The sequence below is a fragment of the Bradyrhizobium sp. 6(2017) genome (genome assembly GCF_011058295.2).
GTDB lineage: Bacteria > Pseudomonadota > Alphaproteobacteria > Rhizobiales > Xanthobacteraceae > Bradyrhizobium > Bradyrhizobium septentrionale.
Map to the genome: position 1 here is coordinate 3,100,921 of NZ_CP049289.2, position 17,747 is coordinate 3,118,667.

A 17,747-nucleotide genomic window follows, 5' to 3' on the forward strand; every position below is an offset into this window, starting at 1 on the left:
AAACGGAAATCTGAATTCGCTCCCCGCACGGCAAGGATGATCTCGTCAAGCGTGCCGCGCGTAGAAGACATCGCGCACGCGGCCGCAAAACGCTCAAATTTGATGCAGTCGCGGTGACGACGCCGCATGTCGCGCGTCGCGATAACAGCAAAATCCTTTCATCGTTGCGCGATGCGATCGTGGAGATATCAGCTGTCGCGCCGACAACATTCGAAATTCCATTTCATTGACGATGAACTTGTCGCGCCGCATCATTTGCGCGTTGCTTTGAGTGCAATAGCGCCGGAGAAATCCGCTTTTTCTAAAACCATGAGCTTCGAACGACGGGGCGCGCAGACGACGACGTTTTGCGCGCGGGGCGGAGCCTTGCCGAAATGCAGGAGTGAACATGTCTGTCGACAACAAGAAGACGGTGATGGATCGCCGCACATTGCTGCGTGCGGGCGCCGCTGCGGCCTTTGGCGCGCCGATCGGGGCCTATAGCGCGCAGGCCTTCGCGCCGCGGGCGATCACGCCGGCGATCGACTTCTCGGAATTCCCGATCTGCAAGACCGTATCCGATGCGCCGCCTCTGACCGGCGCGCCGCGCAAGCTGAAACTGTCCTGGAACGCCGGCGCGGTCTGCCTCGCGCCGCTGCCGGTCGCGATCGACCATGGCTTCTTCCAGAAGCAGAACCTCGACGTCGAGCTCGTCAACTATTCCGGCTCGACCGACCAGCTGCTGGAGGCGATCGCCACCGGCAAGAGCGACGCCGGTCTCGGCATGGCGCTGCGCTGGCTGAAGCCGCTGGAGCAGGGCTTTGACGTCAAGATCGCCGCCGGCACCCACGGCGGCTGCATGCGCGTCCTGACCCGCACCAGCTCCGGCGTCGACAAGCTCGCCGATCTCAAGGGCAAGATTGTCGCGGTCGGCGACCTTGCCGGACCCGACAAGAACTTCTTCTCGATCCAGCTCTCCAAGCTCGGCATCGACCCGGTCAAGGATGTCGACTGGCGCGCCTATCCCGGCAACCTGCTCAATGTCGCGGTCGAGAAGGGCGAGGTGCAGGCCTTCCTGTCGTCGGACCCGCTGGCCTATCTCTGGCTGAAGGACGCGCAGTACAAGGAGGTCGCCTCCAATCTCGACGGCGAGTACCGTGACAAGAGCTGCTGCATCGTCGGCCTGCGCGGCAGTTTGGTACGGGAAGAGCCTCACGTCGCGCGCGCCGTCACCCAGGCGCTGCTCGATGCCGCCATGTTCACCTCGCAGAACCCGGACAAGGCGGCGAAATCGTTCCAGCCCTATGCGCCGAAGGCGGCGAGCCTCGCCGATCTCGAGGCGATGGCGCGCTACCACACCCATCACCATCATCCGACCGGCGCGGTGCTCAAGAGCGAACTGAAGGGCTACGCCGACGATTTGAAATCGGTGCAGGTGTTCAAGCAGAGCACCGACACGGCCAAATTCGCGGAGCGGATCTATGTCGACGTATTCAGTGTCTGACACGACGGCCGCGGCCGCGCCGCGCGCCACGGTCACGTTCTCGAACCTCTCCGGCAGCTATGGCGTCGGGCTCGCGGCGAGCCTCGCCTGGCTCGCCTTCGGCCTGTCGTGCCTGTATTGGCCTGATGTCGGCGACTGGTCGCGGACCTCGTCGCTCGGCATCGGCGCCATCGTGATCGCGGCCTTCATCCTGTTCGGCACATTTGCCGCCGATTATCTCGGCAGCGCCGGGCAGGCGCTGCGCAAGCGGGCGCCATGGTTGGTGGCCTTCGGCGCGTTCGTGACGCTCTGGGAGGTCGCCACCGCGAAATTCGCCTGGCTGCCGCTGCCGTTCTTCCCGCCGCCGCAGTCGATCCTCGAGGTCTACACCGACGATCTGCCGAAACTGCTCGACAGCGTGTTCGCCTCGATCAAGCTGCAGCTCGGCGGCTACGTCATCGGCGCGACGGTCGGCTTCGTGACTGGCGTCTCGATCGGCTGGTCGCAGAAGATCGGCTACTGGGTGCATCCGGTGCTGCGCTTCATCGGCCCGCTGCCGGCCACCGCCTGGCTGCCGATCGCCTTCTTCACGTTCCCGTCGAGCTGGAGCGCCTCGACCTTCCTGATCGCGCTCGCCACCGGTTTCCCGGTGACGGTCTTGACCTGGTCGGGTGTCGCCAGCGTCAGCAGCGCCTATTACGACGTCGCGCGCACGCTCGGCGCCAAGCCCTCATTCCTGGTGCTGAAGGTCGCGATCCCGGCGGCGTTGCCGCATGTGTTCGTCGGCCTGTTCATGGGGCTCGGCTCGTCCTTTGCCGTGCTCGTTGTCGCCGAGATGATCGGCGTCAAGGCCGGGCTCGGCTGGTACCTGCAATGGGCGCAAGGCTGGGCGGCCTATGCCAACATGTATGCGGCGCTGATCGTGATGTCGCTGCTCTGCTCCGGCGCGATCACGCTGCTGTTCCGCACCCGCGACCGCCTGCTGGTCTGGCAGAAGGGCGTCGTCAAATGGTAGTGCAATCCGCCGCCGAGGCGATCACCTATCCCGCGGTCGGCGCCGAGCTCGACATCGAAGGCGTCAGCCATGCCTTCGACATCGACGGAGCTGTTCTGCCGGTGCTCGACAATGTCAATCTTTCGATCGCGCCGGGCGAGTTCGTCGCGCTGCTCGGTCCGTCGGGCTGCGGCAAGTCGACCTTGCTGCGGCTGGTGGCCGGGCTGGAGAAGCCGCGCAGCGGCACGCTGCGCGAGGATGAAGTGCGGATTGCCGGCCCGCATCCGTCGCGCGTCGTCGTGTTCCAGGATCCGACGCTGTTTCCGTGGCGCTCGGTCTGGGACAATGTCGCGCTCGGGCTTGAGGCACAGGGCATCCTGAAGGCGCAGCGGCACCGGGTCGATGCTGTCATCGAGCTGGTCGGCCTGTCGTCGTTCCGGAATGCCTATCCGCACCAGCTCTCCGGCGGCATGGCGCAGCGCGTGGCGCTGGCGCGTGCGCTGGTCAACGATCCGAAAATCCTGGTGCTCGACGAGCCGCTCGGCAAGCTCGACTCGCTGACGCGGATCGCGATGCAGTCCGAGCTCGTCGCATTGTGGCAGCGCAAGGGCTTTACCACGCTGCTGGTCACCCATGATGTCGAGGAAGCGCTGGTGCTCGCCAACCGCGTCATCGTGCTCTCCGACCGGCCGGCGCGGATCAAGGCCGACATCGCTGTCGCCCGGCCATACCCGCGGCATCGCGGCGATCCTTATCTGGCCGAGTTGCGCAAGCAGATCCTCGGTCTGCTCGGGCTGGAGGCGACATGGTGACGACAGCGGCGAGGGAGCTGCCGCCGGCGAACGAGCCGGAGCACATCGCGCGCGCGTTGCGGCTTGCCGAGGTATTTGCCGCGCGTGCACCCGCACATGACCGCGACGCCAGCTTTCCGTTCGAGAATTTCGTTGACCTTTCGCGCGAAGGGCTGCTGGCGCTGACCGTGCCGGCGGCGCTCGGCGGCGGCGGAGCGGGCGCCCGCGATGCCACCCGCGTGCTCGGCATCATCGGCAAGGCCGATCCGTCGACCGCGCTGGTGCTGTCGATGCATTATATCCAGCATCTGGTGATGGCGCGCAGCACGCGCTGGCCCACCCGTCTGTCGCGCAAGCTCGCCAAGGAGACCGTCGAGGGCGTGGCGTTGATCAATGCGTTGCGCGTCGAGCCCGAGCTCGGTTCGCCCGCGCGCGGCGGCCTGCCGGCGACAACGGCGCGTCGCACCGAGACCGGCTGGCGGCTGACCGGCCGCAAGATCTATTCGACCGGCGCGCCGATCCTGAAATGGTACGCGGTCTGGGCGAAGACCGACGAGGCGGAGACCCGTGTCGGACTGTTTCTGGTTCCCGCCGGGCTTCCCGGAACGCGGATCGAGGAAAGCTGGGATCATCTCGGCCTGCGCGCCAGCGGCAGCCACACAGTGGTCTTCGACGACGTGTTGTTTCCGCTGGATTACGAGATCGACGTCCGCAAGCCCGACGACTGGAAGGTTCCTGACGTCACCCATGCGACCGTGCACGCGATCTTCGTCGCCGCGATCTATGACGGTATCGCCCGTGCGGCCCGCGACTGGCTGGTCAAATTCCTGAAGGAACGGGTGCCCGCCAATCTCGGCGCGCCGCTGGCGACGCTGCCGCGCATGCAGGAGGTTGTCGGCGGGATTGAAGCGCGGCTGGCGGTCAATGCCCGCCTGATCGACAGCTTTGCAACCGATTTCGATGACGGCTTCCCGCTTTCCGCGATCGAGTCTAACATCATCAAGCTGACGGTGACCAATAACGCCGCAGCAGTGGTGGAGGATGCCTTGTCGCTGACCAGCAATCACGGCCTGTCGCGAACCAATCCGCTGGAGCGGCATTACCGTGACGTGCTGTGCGGCCGCGTCCATACCCCGCAGGACGATGCCACCCGTGTCTCCGCCGGACGCTCCGCGCTGGGCGTCTGAAAACAATAGCCAACAACAACGGAGTTTCCCGTCATGCCGGTCGAGTTCATCGGCTTCATCACCAACAACAATGCCTCCGAGACCATCGTCCGCACAGGCCCGGTGCTCGATCCGCCCTATATCGAGACGGTCGCCAAGGCCCATGAGCTCGCCGGCTTCGATCGCGCGCTGCTGGCATTCCACTCGACGACGCCGGACGCATTGCAGGTCGCGCAGCATGTGCTGACCATCACCAAGCAGCTGAAGGTGATGATCGCGCAGCGGCCGGGCTTCACCGCGCCGACATTGCTGGCGCGTCAGCTCGCGACGCTGGATCAGTTCTATGGCGGCCGCGTCTCGCTGCACGTCATCACCGGCGGCAACGCCATCGAGCTGCGCCAGGACGGCAACACGCTCGACGACAAGGACGAGCGCTACGCCCGCACCAGCGAATTCCTCGACGTGGTGCGGCTGGAATGGACCAGCCAGAAGCCGTTCAACTACAGCGGCAAGTATTACAACGTCGAGAACGGTTTCTCGCAGGTGAAGCCGCTGCAGAAGGGCGGCATCTACACCTTCGTCGGCGGCGGCTCGGACGCCGCGGTCGAGGTCGCCGGCAAGCACGCCGACACCTTCGCGCTGTGGGGTGAATCCTACGCCCAGGTGCGCGACGTCACCGCGCGGGTGCGCGCCGCTGCGGCCAGGCATGGCCGGCCGACGCCGCGCTTCAGCCTGTCGGTGCGGCCGATCCTGGCCGACACCGAGGAGAAGGCGTGGGCGAAGGCGGAGCATATCCTCGAGCGCGCCACCGCGCTGCAGGACCAGACCGGTTATCGCCGCCCCAACCACGCGACCGACGGTGCCAAGCGGCTGCTGGCGCTCGCCGATCAGGGCACCCGGATCGACAAGCGGCTGTGGACCGAGATCGCAAAACTCACCGGCGCCAACAGCAACACCACCGCGCTGGTCGGCACGCCCGAGCAGGTCGCCGAGGTGTTCGCCGACTATTACGATCTCGGCGTCAGCCACTTCCTGATCCGCGGTTTCGATCCGCTGGTCGATGCCATCGACTACGGCCGTGAGCTGATCCCGCTGACCCGCAGGCTGATCGAAGCACGCGACCAGCAGCGGGGGATCGCGGCCGAATGATCCGTCTCATTGTCGCGGCGGCGCTTGCGCTCGCCAGCATCGATGCAGCCTTCGCGCAGACCACGCTGCGCGTCGGCGACCAGAAGGGCAATTCGCAGGCCGTGATGGAAGCAGCCGGCGTGCTCAAGGATGTTCCCTACAAGATCGAATGGAAGGAGTTCGCCGCGGCGGCGCCGCTGCTGGAGGCGCTAGGGGCGGGTGCGATCGACACCGGCCTGGTCGGCGACGCGCCGTTCACCTTTGCGGCCGCCGCGAAAATTCCGGTCAAGGCGATCGCGGCTGTCAGGCAGTCGCGCGACGGGCTCGCGATCGTGGTGCCGGAGAACTCCGCGATCAAGAGCTTTGACGATCTGCGCGGCAAGAAGATCGCAACCGGCCGCGGCTCGATCGGCCATCAGTTGATCCTGGCGGCGCTGGAAGCGAAGGGATGGCAGGCGGCCGACGTGCAGATCGTGTTCCTCGCGCCGTCGGATGCGAAGGTCGCCTACACGCAAGGCTCGGTCGACGCCTGGTCGACCTGGGAGCCCTATGTCAGCCAGGAGGAGGTGCTGTTCAAGTCGCGCCGCGTCATCACGGCCGACGGCATCACGCCCGGCCTCGGCTTCCAGGTCGCGACACCTGACGCGATCAAGGACAAGCGCGCCGAGCTCGAGGATTTCGTGCGCCGCCTCGCGGCCGCGCGCGCCTGGTCGCAGAACAATGTCGAGGGGTACGCGGCGACCTGGGGCAGGCTGATGAACATCCCGCCCGCAGTGCCGCTGAACTGGCTGACGCGGGCAAAAATCCGCATCGCGCCGATCGACGACGGCGTCGTGGCCGACGAGCAGAAGACCATCGATCTCTACGACCGCTGGGGCCTGATTCGGCAGCAGGTCAGCGCCGCCGACATCGTCGACCGGTCGTTTGGCGCAGCCGTGGAGAAGGGCGCGGGGTTGTAGCGCGCTTAAGCGCCGCATCGGCATTGCAGTCCCTCTCCCGCTTGCGGGGGAGGGCCGGGGTGGGGGCTCTCTCCGCGTGTCATATCGTGGAGAGAGCCCCCACCCGGATCGCATCTGGCGATGCGATCCGACCTCCCCCGCAAGCGGGAGAGGTGATCGGTCTGCGGAAGCGATCTGGTCAACGCGCCGCTAACGAATCCGTGATCCCTCAAAACATCCATTCGGTCCGCAAGCGCCGCCCAGCAAGGATTTTCCCCGTTCGGCGCCTTCCAAAACCGCAACGTTGCTATTTTCGCCGCGGCCTTGTCGTACCCACCGGCGCTGCCAAGATCAGACGGACGAACAATCGAGTCCGGGAGATCACCATGGGCCTTCAACAAACTCGCATCGAGTCGCTGCCGTTTGTGACCGCTGAACTGAACTATCTCGCACCGACGCCGGGCAAGCCCCGGACCTACGCTTTCGATCCGCCGCCCGGCGAAGCCAAATCCACCGCGCTGCCCGAAGCCCACAACGTTCCGATCTTTGACGGCCGCCTGATCGCCGACAGTTTCTCGTTGACCGCGAGGGCTTTGCGCTGGTCAAGCATCCGACCAGCGTGAAGGACTATTACGACGACAACGAAGTCCGCAACGTCTACTACCCCGCCGTCGAAGCCTTCCTGAAGGCGACGCTGAAGGCGGACCGCGTCTTCGTCTTCGACCATACCGTGCGCAAGCGCGTCGAGGGTGCAGCGGATATCCGCGGCGGCGGCCCGCGCCAGCCCGCGACGCGCGTTCACGTCGACCAGACCGCAATCTCCGGCCACAACCGCGTGTTCGAGCACCTGCCCAATGAAGCCAATGAACTCGTCAAGGGGCGCGTCCAGGTGATCAACCTGTGGCGTCCGATCCGCGGTCCCCTGCGCGATTCACCGCTCGCGATGGCTGACGGCACCACGGTGGCGCCGGAGGATCTGATCGCCTCCGACCTGATCTATCCGAACCGCAGCGGCGAGACCTATTCGGTGAAGTACAATCCGAACCATCGCTGGTTCTACATTCCCGAGATGACGCCGGACGAGGCGATCCTGCTGAAATGCTACGACTCGGCGACCGACGGCCGCACGCGATTTGGGCCGCACACGGCGTTTGTCGATCCGACCACGCCGGCGGACGCCGCGCCGCGCGAGAGCATCGAGCTGCGTACGCTGGTGTTCCATAAGCAGTAAGGGTGAAGAGTAGCCGCGAGATAGGTGCGCTCCCTCTCCCGCTTGCGGGGGAGGTAAAGTTGCACTGCCTCTAAAGTTGGCACCCCGCACCCAATAGTGTTACGCCCTCCCGAAAGCGCTCAGGGAAGAGGCGATTCGTGGATGGCGTGGTGACGAAGGAAGAGGCGGGGATCGGTTTCCGCGCCCTGGTTCTTGCGCTTCTGGCGTTGGCCTCTGGCCACATGCTGTCGACGCTGCTGCGCACGATCCCGGCGATCAGCCTCGATCTGATGGCGCGGGATTTCGGCACCTCGCCGCAGGCGCTGGCGAGCCTCACCTCGATCTATCATTTCTCCTTTGCCGCCTCGCAAATCCCGGTCGGCGCCGCGATGGACCGTTTTGGCGTGCGGCCGGTGTCGCTCAGCCTGCTTGCCGGCACCGTGGTCGGAACACTGGTCTCGGCGATTGCGACGGGTCCTGCCAGCTTCGTGCTCGGACAATTCATGCTCGGCGTCGCCACCTCGGGCATGCTGATGTGCCCGATGACGCTGGCGGCCAAGCAGATGTCGGCGGCGAAGTTCGGCCTGTGGTCCGGGCTGATCCTCTCGATCGGCAATATCGGCATGCTGCTGTCGGCGAGCCCGCTGGCCTTCGTGGTCGATCAGTTCGGCTGGCGCGCCGGCTTCTGGGTTTCTGCCGGTTTCGGCATTGTGGTGCTGATCGCGGTGTTTGCACTGGTGCCGCGGCAGCCGGCAGCGCATGCGGACGATTCCTCGCCGCTGCAGCAGATGGCCGAGGTGCTGCGGCTCGGCCTGTCGCGCGGCCTGCGCGGTTTGATCGCACTGTCGCTGGTGTCGCTCGGCGCCTCGCTGGTGCTGCGCGGCCTGTGGGGCGGGCCGTGGCTGATGGATGTGAAGGGGTTGAGCCGCATCGAGGCCGGCAATGTGCTCGGCCTGTTCACGCTGGCGATGATCGTTGGGCCGGCCTGCATCGGCGCCTTCGATCGCAAGTTCGGACATCGCCGCGCCATGGTGGCATCAACGCATGCCGTTGCCGCGCTGCTGCTCGTGCTGATGGCGGCCGGCGCGCCGCATTTCCCGGTTTCGAACCTGCTTGGCGTTGCCGTGATGCCGTCGCAATATGATCTGGTGCTGCTGATCCTGATCGGGCTCGCGACCTCGGCGCAGCCGCTGATCTACGGCATGACGCGGCAGCTGGTCGACGCCCAGAACACCGGCAAGGCGCTGTCGTCGGTCAATCTCGCCTTCTTCCTGGGCGCGGCGTTGCTGCAATCGAGCACCGCCGGCGTCGCGGCGCTGTTCGGACTGCCGGCGGTGCTGCTGTTCATCGCCGGTGCGCTGGTGATCGGGATCGTGTTGTTCCTGGTTTACACCAGGGCCTAGAGCATCGGTTCTGATTGAATCAGGACCGATGCTCTGTTTTTTTGTTTTGACGCGTTTTCTTCACGCGAACCGGCGTTCACTTCGCTCGAAAACGCTTTAGATCGTCTGCGCCTGCTTGCGGATTTCGTCGGCAAGCGGTTTCAAGGCACCGAGCCCGCGTGGCCCCACGAGGCTGTAGCCTGTGCCATCGTCAGCCCAGGACAGGCCGGCCACGTCACCGCCCGAATGCGGGGCCATCGCGGCGTTCTTGTCTGACGTCATCGGACGGGTCAGGACCACAAGCCGGTCGCCGCGATCGTCGTCGTACATGAACATCGCCGCAGGGCCGTGCGCGGTCGGCACCACGCGTCCGCCCATGAAGCGATAGCCCGACTTCGTCAGGTCCGGCAGCTTGACCGGCTGACGCAACCGGTTGGAGACCCATTGCACAAGCTCGGCGCTGTCGCGCAGCTCGACCGGCCGCGTGCGATCGGAGGCGTACACCTTGTAGGAATCGCTCGCTTCCTCAGCGAGCGCTGCAATCCCGCCGGCTGGCGCCAGCGTCGCGCCACGGATCACCCAGCCGCCGAGGCCGCCGATCGAAATCATCAGCATGGCCGCGATGGCCCAGCGCCATGACGCGGGACGGCGGCGCGGGCTCTCGATCATCCTGGCGAGGTTGAGCTGCGGCGGCAGCGGCTCCTCGGCAATCGGCAGCAATGCCGATCGCAGAAGGGTGCGCTGATTGGAGTAGGCTTCTATGCGCCTGGCCACATCAGGATGCTTCTCCAGATAGGCGCCGACTTCCGCCTCGCGCTCCGGTTCGAGCGCGCGATCCACATAGGCGTGCAGATCGTCTTCGGTGATGGGTCGATTGCTCATGTCTTGTTCCGCAACTGCACGATATTATGATTCAGCTGGCCTGACGTCCCCTCCAGCTCGTGATGGAGCCGCTCGCGGGCGCGCGCCAGGCGCGACATCACCGTGCCAATCGGCACACCGAGCACCTTCGCGGCATCGGCATAGGACAGATCCTCGACGCCGACGAGCAGGAGCACTGCACGCTGGTCATGCGGAAGCTTTGCGAGCTTCGCCATGACATCGCGATACATCACCTTATGCTCCTGTTCCGCCTCCTGACCGAATGTATCCTCGTTGGTTTCGTCGATCGCGACATGGACGCCGCGTCCCGTTGCGCGGCGAAACTGGTTGATGGCGAGATTATGCAGGATCGCGAACAGCCACGGCCGCGGATTGTCCGACCGCCGCTGCTCCCAGTGAGTGACGGCGCGTTCGAGGCAGTCCTGCACCAGGTCGTCGGCCGCCGCGTGATCGCGGACCAGGGCCCGCGCATACCGCCGCAAGGCGGGTATCAGCGGCTCGACCAGGCGCAGCATGTCGTTCATGGCGTTTGCACCTGAATGACCGCGCCGAGCTTCGTCGGTTCGCCTGACGTGATGACGAGATAGCGTCGTTCGGCCTTGGCTGCGCTCTGCACGATCTGGCGGATCGGTCCCGTGACGTTGACGATGGCGGAGCCGGCGGGATTGGTCATGAAGGCTGCGAGAGGCTCCACCGATCCCGTGCCATCGGCACGTTCGGCCAATCCTAGCACGTAGTGCTGCTTGGGTTCGAGCCCGGTGACCGATGCCTGCAGCACCTGGATCAGCCCCTGGTCGAACAGCGAGACGCTGGTCGGCGGCTTGTCACTCTTGGCGTTCTTCTTCGGCGCGAGCGCGAGATGGGCGGCTTGGCCGGCGACGCCGAGCGCCTGCAGGTTCTGGCGGTCATCCGGATTCGGCGCGGCGTTCGGCACATAGGCGATGGCCTGCGGCGCCTGGCCGATCGGGATGTTGGCGATCACCTTGTTGGTCGCGGTGTCGATCGCGGCCAACGCATCGGCATTCTCGAGACCAACATAGATCCTTGTGCCGTCGCCGGACGGCCAGACACCATGCGGGAGATTGCCCACGGGAATGGTCGCGACTTCCGAGAAGTCGTCGGTTCGAAACACCTTGACCTGGTTGGTACCGCCGATGGTCACGTAGGCGAATGTGCCTTTGGAGGTCCTGGCGAAATTGACGTGATTGGTGATCGGGCCGGTGTCGATGGTCTTGATCGGGTTGAACGGCGGCTTGGCGTTGAACACCTGCGTCTTGCCGGTATCCTTCAGCGTGAACCACACCTGCTCGCCATCGGGTGAAGCCGCGATGTTCGGGCAGAACGGGCTTTCCTGCTTCACTTTCCCGACGATCTGATGGTCGGCCACCGAGACCACGTCGGTCTCCGGATTGAACGACGAGCAGATATAGCCGTACTTGCCGTCCGGCGAGAAGATCTGCATGCCCGGTCCGGCCGGCACCTCGATCCGCATCGTTTCCTTGAACGTCTTTGCGTCGATCACCGAGATGTAGTTTTCGCCGCGAACGGTGACCCAGACCTCCTTGCCGTCGGGCGTGAAGAAGGCCTCGTGCGGCGAGCGCCCGACGTAAGTGGTGTGCTTGACCGAGTTGGTTGCTGTGTCGATGAAGGTCACCGAGTTGGAGCCGATCGACACCACCGCAAGGGTTTGATGATCGGGTGAGTAGCCCATGCCGTGAACCAGCACCTGTCCCTTGTAGAGTGGGCTGAAATTGCCCGGTTGCGGATCGCCGAGCCGGATCACGCCGAGCAGCTTGTTGTCGACCGGATCGGTGACGGACACCGTGTTCGAGAACTGCTCGGCGGCATAGACGCGGTCGTGATGGCTGATCGCAATGTCGGGCGAGGATGCCGCGTCCGGCGCCTGTCCGGCGAAGGCGGAACTCGATATCGCCAGCACGGTCGTGGCCAGCAGGCACTTCAGGACTTGACGGTTCATCGTTCGAAAACTCCTAGTTCTTCATTCCGTGGGACATGTTCATGTGATCGTGAGCCGCGGCGGGCGCCGCGCTCGGCTGCGTCGGGGCGGGCGCGGATGCCGTGACCGGATCACCGATCGCAAGTTTCATGGCGTCGATCTCCTGCTGCTGCTCGACGATGATCTCCTGCGCGATCCGCCGCAGTTGCTCGTTCTTGCCGTAGCGGAGCTCGATCACGGCCATGTCGATCGCGCCCTGATGATGCGGCGTCATCATCGCAACGAAGTCGCGATCGATATCGCCGCTCGGCTTGGCGGCCATGTCATTCATCATCTTGGTCATCGCGGCATCGTTTTCCGCGAGGAAGGCGCTCTCCTCAGTCGACTGCGCGGTCTGGTCCGGATGATGGGCGTCTTGCGCGAACGCCGCGGCGGCGACAAAGGCGAGCAGGACGGACGCGCCGAGCGGCGCGAGAGCGGGTCTGAAGGATCGAGGAAGCATCTACGTTTACCCTGGGGTTGTCGGGGAAGCCCGAGCGGTCCGGCCTCGGGGCCGGCTTGCATGGGTGGGACGCAGCAGCGTGAGTTCTATTCCGTCGCCGGGTAGTCTCTTCTCGATCACGACTTGCTGATCGACGGAATGACCCGTTGCCGCCGAGCCGACCGATTTGCGATCGGCAAGCCGCTGGCTATAAGAAGGAATTCCGGTTCCGGTGGGCCGGTTCCCCGATCCTCCCCGCGCCATCCGGGCGCCAACAACGGCCAAGATGTCCGCCAAGATCGATCCGATCACCCGCTCCGTCGTCCAGCACCGCCTGTCGTCGATCGTGAAGGAAATGGGCGAAGCCATGCTTCGCACCTCCTATTCGCAGATCCTCAATTCCAGCCGCGATTTTTCGCTGGCGATCTGCGACACGGGCGGGCGGCTGATCGCGCAGGCCGATCACATCCCGGTGCATGTCGGCGCCTTGCCGTGGGCGACGCTCGCGGTCGAGGAGCGCTTCAAGGATGTCGCACCGGGCGATGTCATCCTGCTCAACGATCCCTATCAGGGCGGCAGCCATCTGCCCGATCTCACCGCCTTCGTGCCGGTGTTCGATGGCGGCAAGCGGCTGCTCTGGACCATCGTGCGTGCGCATCAGAGCGACATCGGCGGCGCCACCCACGGCGCCTACAATCCGGCCGCCACCGAGATCTATCAGGAAGGCATTCGCATTCCGCCGATCAAACTCTACGAGGCCGGTAAGCCGCGCGAGGATCTGCTCGACCTTCTGGCGTTGAACATCCGCAATCCCAGGGAATTCCGCGGCGACCTCGCGGCGATGCTCGGCGCTGCACATCTCGGCGAGCGCCGCGTCTCAAAACTGTTCAGCGAGTTCGGCGCCGAGACGGTCGAAGCTGCGATCGAGGCCATTCTCGACGCCACCGAGCAGCAGACCCGCGCCGTGGTGTCGACCTGGAAGGACGGCGTGTTCTACGGCGAGGCGCTGCTCGACGATGACGGCCACGGCCGCACCGACATCAAGATCGCGGCCAAAGTGACCAAGAAAGGCAGTGACATCGAGGTCGATCTCACCGGCTCCGATCCGCAATCGACCAGTTTTGTGAACTCCTCGCACGCCAACATGCAGGCCGCGGTCGCGATGGCCTTTGCCTATCTGATCGATGCCGACATCCCGAAAAACACCGGCGCGCTGCGGCCGCTGAAGGTGGTGGCGAAGCAGGGCACGATTGTGTGGGCCGATCCCGGCCGTCCCGTGACCTTGTGCACCAGCCATCCGTCCAACGAGATCGTCGAAGCGATCATCAAGGCGATGTCGGCGTCCTGTCCGGACCGCGTGATGGGCGGCTGGGGCCGCAGATTCCGCATCGCGATTCAGGGCGAAGACCCGCGTAACGGGCGTAACTTCATCTGGCACATGTTCCAGGCGCGGCCCGGCGGCGGCGCATCGCCCGGCGGCGACGGCTATTCATCGATCGGCGAGTGGCACTCGGTCGGTGGCCTCAAATTCGGCAGCATCGAGGTCGCCGAGGTGCGCTTTCCGCTGCATTTCCGCCAGCACGAATTCCGGCCGGATTCCGGAGGCGACGGCCAGCATCGAGGCGGGCTCGGCGTCGCGCTCGACATGGTGCCGGAGACGGCAAAGCCCGCCAAGGGCAACACCGCCGGCGACGGCGCGCGCCACGGCCCCTGCGGCATGCTCGGCGGTAAGGACGGCGAGCCGCATCGTTACCGGCTGCTGTCTGAGGGACGCGAGCCGCGCGTCCTCAAGACCAAGGAGGTCGGCATCGAGCTGCGTCCCGGCGATTGCCTGGAGATCCGCTCCTCCGGTGGCGGCGGCTGGGGTCCGCCGGAGAAGCGATCGGCGGAGGCGCGGGCGCGCGACACCGCGCAGGGTCTGGTTTCGAAAGCGGTATAGGGCAGCGATGTACACGATTGGGGTAGACGTCGGCGGCACCTACACCGACCTGGTTGCAACTGACAAAACCGGGCGCACGGTTTTCGCGAAATCACCGTCCACGCCGGCCGATCAATCGATCGGTGTCATGGCGGGACTGGAGGAATTGGCGCGCCGGCTCGGCGTGACGCGCGCGGCAATGCTGGCCGCGACCGATCGCCTGGTGCACGGCACGACAGTTGCGACCAACGCGCTGCTGGAACGCAAGGGCGCCAGGGTTGCGCTGTTGACCACCGAGGGCCATCGCGACGTCGTCGAGATGCGCGAAGGGTTGAAGCCGGATCGCTACGACCTGCGTACGCCGCCGCCGGAGCCGCTGGTGCCGCGCGAGCGCCGCTTCGGCGTGCGCGAGCGGCTGAAGGCCGACGGCAGTGCCGCGGTTGCGCTGGATGCCGCAGCCCTCGGCGAGGTCATCGCCGAGGTGAAACGCTCCGGCGCCAACTCGGTCGCGGTCTGCTTCCTGCACGCCTATCTCAACCCGACGCATGAGCTCGCCGCGGTCGAACGGCTCGCCAGGGAGTTGCCCGATGTCAGCGTGTCGCGCTCCAGTGACGTGCTGCCGCAGATCAAGGAATATGAGCGCGTCTCGACCACGATCGTGAACGCCTATGTCGAACCGACGGTGCGGCGCTATCTCACCAATTTGGAACGCAGCCTGCATGAAGCCGGCTTCAAGGGCTCGCTGTTCGTGGTGCTGTCGCATGGCGGCATGGCGCCGGTGGAAGAGGCCTCGCGGCTCGCTGCCGGCACCGTGCTGTCGGGTCCTGCCGGCGGCATCTCCGGCAGCCGCCGCTGCGCGGAGATGCTTGGGATTCCCGACCTCGTGCCGTTCGACATGGGCGGCACCTCGACCGACATTTCGTTGATCGCAGACGGCGAGGCCTCGCTCTCCGCCGACGGCATGCTGGCGGGCCAGCGCATCGCGTTGCGCAGCCTCGACATCGCCAGCATCGCGGCCGGCGGCGGCTCGATCGCCGGTGTCGACGGCAGCCGCACGCTGCGCGTGGGGCCGGAGAGCGCAGGCTCGGTGCCGGGGCCGGCCTGCTACGGCAATGGCGGCACCGCGGCCACGGTCACCGACGCCAATGTCGTGCTCGGCTATCTCGATGCCGCCGCCTTCATGGGCGGCGCACGCCCGCTCGATCGCGCGGCCTCGGAAGCGGCCGTCGATCGGATTGCCGAAGCGCTGGAGCTGTCGCGGATCGAGGCTGCCGCCGGCATCTACAAGATGATCAATCTGAAGATGGCCGACGGCATCCGCCTGATGACGCTGCGCCGTGGCGTCGATCCCAGGCGCTTCGCGCTGCTCAGCTTCGGCGGCGCCGCCGGGATGCATGCCGCCGAGGTCGCGCGCGAGCTCGAGATCAAGCGCATCATCGTGCCGACGGTTGCCTCCGTGCTGTCGGCCTGGGGCATGCTGACCAGCGATTTGCGTTACGAGGTCAGCCGCACCCATTATGGCGCGGGCCGGATTTCCGCCGATGAGGTGTGTAAGCTGTTCGCCGGACTCGAAGAGCAGGCGGCTGGCCGGCTGCGCGACTGGTTCAAGGGCGATATCGCGATCGAGCGCTCGGCGGAGATGCGCTATGGCGAGCAGGTGTTCGAGATCGATGTGCCGCTTGGCGACCTCGATCTCGGCGCCGCCGACCTGGTGGCGCAGATCGAGGACCGCTTCCATCGCCGCCACGAGGAACTCTACACCTATGCCTCGCGCGGGCAGGAGGTGGTGTTCGTCAATGCCCGTGTCGCCGCGGTCGGCAAGGTTGCGCGCGGCGGCGGCGATGTCGGCGAGGCTGCGTCAGCTGTGCCCTGCGCGCCGCGCGGCAAGCGGCAGGCCTGGCTCAGTGCCTGGCGCGAGGTGCCGGTCTATGCGCTCGACGATCTCAAGCCCGGCCATTCGCTGGCCGGCCCGGCGATTATCGAGGCCGAAACCACGACGGTTCTGGTCGGCAATGGCGACCGCGTCGCGGTCAATGCGTTGGGATGGCTCGACATAACATTGCGCTGAGGTGAGCCTCCGCCATCAACATTTCATTGTCCCGGTGTTGCCTTGGGCGATAAGGTCGAGTCCTCGGGAGGAGCGCCGGTCGCTGCCGGCGTTTGTGGCGATGTTGATGCAAACAAAAAGACAAACGGCGCTTTCGATATCTCTTGTCTTCGCAGCGATGCTCGCGGCGGCGCCGCTCGCCGCGCAGCAGGCGCCGCAAGCCGCCGGCGGTGAGATCCGTGTCGGCAATGTGATGCCATACACCGGGCCGCTCGCTGCGTTCGCCACCATCGGGCGGGCGGAAGCGGCCTATTTCGACATGGTCAACGAGCATGGCGGCATCAACGGCCGCAAGGTCAAATTCGTATCGGTCGATGACAGCTCCAATCCGAAGACCGCGATGGAGCAGACCCGCGATCTCGTCGAGAAGCAGGACGTGCTGTTGATGTTCGGCTCGTTCGGCACGCCGAGCAACCTCGCCGTGCGAAAGTACCTCAACGAGAAGAATATCCCGCAGCTATTCGTCGCCTCCGGCGACGAGGAATGGGCGCATCCGAGGACGTTTCCCTGGACCATGGGCTGGCAGCCGACCTTCCGCGCCGAGGGGCGGATCTACGCCAATTACATCCAGGCCGCCTATCCGTCGCGCAAGATCGCGGTGCTCTGGCAGAACGACCAGTTCGGCCGCGATCTGTTCCGGGGTTTGCAGGAGGGGCTCGGCGACACTGCCGGCATGATCGTCGCCGATCTCGCCTTCGACGCGTCGGAGACCAGGATCGAGAACCAGCTCGGGATATTGAAGGACTCCGGCGCCGACATCCTGGTGTTCGACGGCGCGCCGGCGATCGCGGCGCGCGCGATCCGCATCGTGGCCGGGATGGATTGGCATCCGGTGTTCATCCTCGACAATGCGTCGGCCTCGATCGCCAGCGCCTTGCAGCCGGCCGGCCTGCAGAATTCACTCGGCGTGATCTCGACCTCGTTCCTCAAGGACGCCGGCGACGCCTCCTGGAAGGACGATCCGCATATCAAGGCGTGGTCCGACTTCATGGACAGATATTTCCCCGACGGCGGCAAGGACGACATCTACGCCATGTTCGGCTATGCCGCCGCCGATACGCTGCACCAGGTCTTGCGCCAATGCGGCGATGATTTCTCCCGCGAGAACATCATGCGGCAGGCGGCCTCGCTGAAGGACTATCAAAGCCCGATCGCGCTGCCCGGGATCGTGATCAACACCGGGCCGAAGGATTTCCGCCCGATCAAGCAGATGCGGCTGGTGCAGTTCGACGGCAACGCCTGGCAGCCGATCGGCGACGTGGTCGATAGCGCGTTCACGACCGTGCGGGACGATAATTAGTTCTTGTCGTCCCGGCGAAGGCCGGGACCCA

At 65.5% G+C, this 17,747-nt stretch carries 14 protein-coding genes and 1 pseudogene; 11 read left to right on the forward strand and 4 right to left on the reverse strand.

Annotated features, from left to right (window positions below):
• Positions 1-388 precede the first annotated feature (388 nt).
• From G6P99_RS14580 to G6P99_RS14615, 8 genes and pseudogenes are all read left to right on the forward strand, one after another.
• Positions 389-1,483: an ABC transporter substrate-binding protein gene (locus G6P99_RS14580; RefSeq protein WP_029078239.1), complete on the forward strand. Its 1,095-nt coding sequence runs from the start codon at positions 389-391 to the stop codon at positions 1,481-1,483.
• Positions 1,461-2,477 (forward strand): ABC transporter permease, encoded by a 1,017-nt coding sequence (locus G6P99_RS14585; protein ID WP_029078238.1) that lies wholly within the window; start codon positions 1,461-1,463, stop codon positions 2,475-2,477. Before G6P99_RS14580 ends, G6P99_RS14585 begins: the two co-directional genes overlap by 23 nt.
• Positions 2,471-3,268, forward strand: coding sequence for an ABC transporter ATP-binding protein (locus G6P99_RS14590; protein WP_029078237.1), 798 nt, complete (start codon positions 2,471-2,473; stop codon positions 3,266-3,268). The genes G6P99_RS14585 and G6P99_RS14590 overlap by 7 nt, the downstream gene beginning before the upstream one ends.
• Positions 3,262-4,434 (forward strand): acyl-CoA dehydrogenase family protein, encoded by a 1,173-nt coding sequence (locus G6P99_RS14595; RefSeq protein ID WP_029078236.1) that lies wholly within the window; start codon positions 3,262-3,264, stop codon positions 4,432-4,434. The genes G6P99_RS14590 and G6P99_RS14595 overlap by 7 nt, the downstream gene beginning before the upstream one ends.
• Before the next feature lie 33 nt (positions 4,435-4,467).
• The gene (locus G6P99_RS14600; protein ID WP_029078235.1) at positions 4,468-5,562 is read left to right on the forward strand and encodes an LLM class flavin-dependent oxidoreductase; all 1,095 of its coding nucleotides are present in this window, start codon (positions 4,468-4,470) and stop codon (positions 5,560-5,562) included.
• On the forward strand, positions 5,559-6,500 hold the full coding sequence (locus G6P99_RS14605; RefSeq protein ID WP_165128619.1) for an ABC transporter substrate-binding protein: 942 nt from the start codon (positions 5,559-5,561) through the stop codon (positions 6,498-6,500). The genes G6P99_RS14600 and G6P99_RS14605 overlap by 4 nt, the downstream gene beginning before the upstream one ends.
• A gap of 365 nt (positions 6,501-6,865) precedes the next feature.
• Positions 6,866-7,710, forward strand: a pseudogene (locus G6P99_RS14610) (CmcJ/NvfI family oxidoreductase).
• A gap of 146 nt (positions 7,711-7,856) precedes the next feature.
• Positions 7,857-9,092 (forward strand): MFS transporter, encoded by a 1,236-nt coding sequence (locus G6P99_RS14615; RefSeq protein WP_029078233.1) that lies wholly within the window; start codon positions 7,857-7,859, stop codon positions 9,090-9,092.
• Positions 9,093-9,188: 96 nt separating this feature from the next.
• On the opposite strand, the gene G6P99_RS14620 is transcribed toward G6P99_RS14615, so the two are convergent.
• From G6P99_RS14620 to G6P99_RS14635, 4 genes are read right to left on the reverse strand one after another with little or no spacing between them, the layout of a single operon-like run.
• Positions 9,189-9,953, reverse strand: a complete 765-nt coding sequence (locus G6P99_RS14620; RefSeq protein ID WP_029078232.1) for an anti-sigma factor family protein — start codon at positions 9,951-9,953, stop codon at positions 9,189-9,191.
• Positions 9,950-10,477 (reverse strand): RNA polymerase sigma factor, encoded by a 528-nt coding sequence (locus G6P99_RS14625; protein WP_029078231.1) that lies wholly within the window; start codon positions 10,475-10,477, stop codon positions 9,950-9,952. Before G6P99_RS14625 ends, G6P99_RS14620 begins: the two co-directional genes overlap by 4 nt.
• Positions 10,474-11,931, reverse strand: a complete 1,458-nt coding sequence (locus G6P99_RS14630; protein WP_029078230.1) for a YncE family protein — start codon at positions 11,929-11,931, stop codon at positions 10,474-10,476. The genes G6P99_RS14625 and G6P99_RS14630 overlap by 4 nt, the downstream gene beginning before the upstream one ends.
• Positions 11,932-11,944: 13 nt before the next feature.
• Positions 11,945-12,412 (reverse strand): DUF305 domain-containing protein, encoded by a 468-nt coding sequence (locus G6P99_RS14635; RefSeq protein ID WP_029078229.1) that lies wholly within the window; start codon positions 12,410-12,412, stop codon positions 11,945-11,947.
• A 265-nt stretch (positions 12,413-12,677) separates the two neighbouring features.
• On the opposite strand from G6P99_RS14635, the gene G6P99_RS14640 reads away from it, so the two are divergent.
• The 3 genes from G6P99_RS14640 (at position 12,678) to G6P99_RS14650 (ending at position 17,716) form a co-directional block, all read left to right on the forward strand.
• On the forward strand, positions 12,678-14,330 hold the full coding sequence (locus tag G6P99_RS14640; protein ID WP_165128621.1) for a hydantoinase B/oxoprolinase family protein: 1,653 nt from the start codon (positions 12,678-12,680) through the stop codon (positions 14,328-14,330).
• Positions 14,331-14,337: 7 nt separating this feature from the next.
• Positions 14,338-16,377: a hydantoinase/oxoprolinase family protein gene (locus G6P99_RS14645; protein ID WP_029078227.1), complete on the forward strand. Its 2,040-nt coding sequence runs from the start codon at positions 14,338-14,340 to the stop codon at positions 16,375-16,377.
• Between the two features lie 106 nt (positions 16,378-16,483).
• The gene (locus G6P99_RS14650) at positions 16,484-17,716 is read left to right on the forward strand and encodes an ABC transporter substrate-binding protein (RefSeq protein ID WP_165128623.1); all 1,233 of its coding nucleotides are present in this window, start codon (positions 16,484-16,486) and stop codon (positions 17,714-17,716) included.
• Positions 17,717-17,747: the final 31 nt, after the last annotated feature.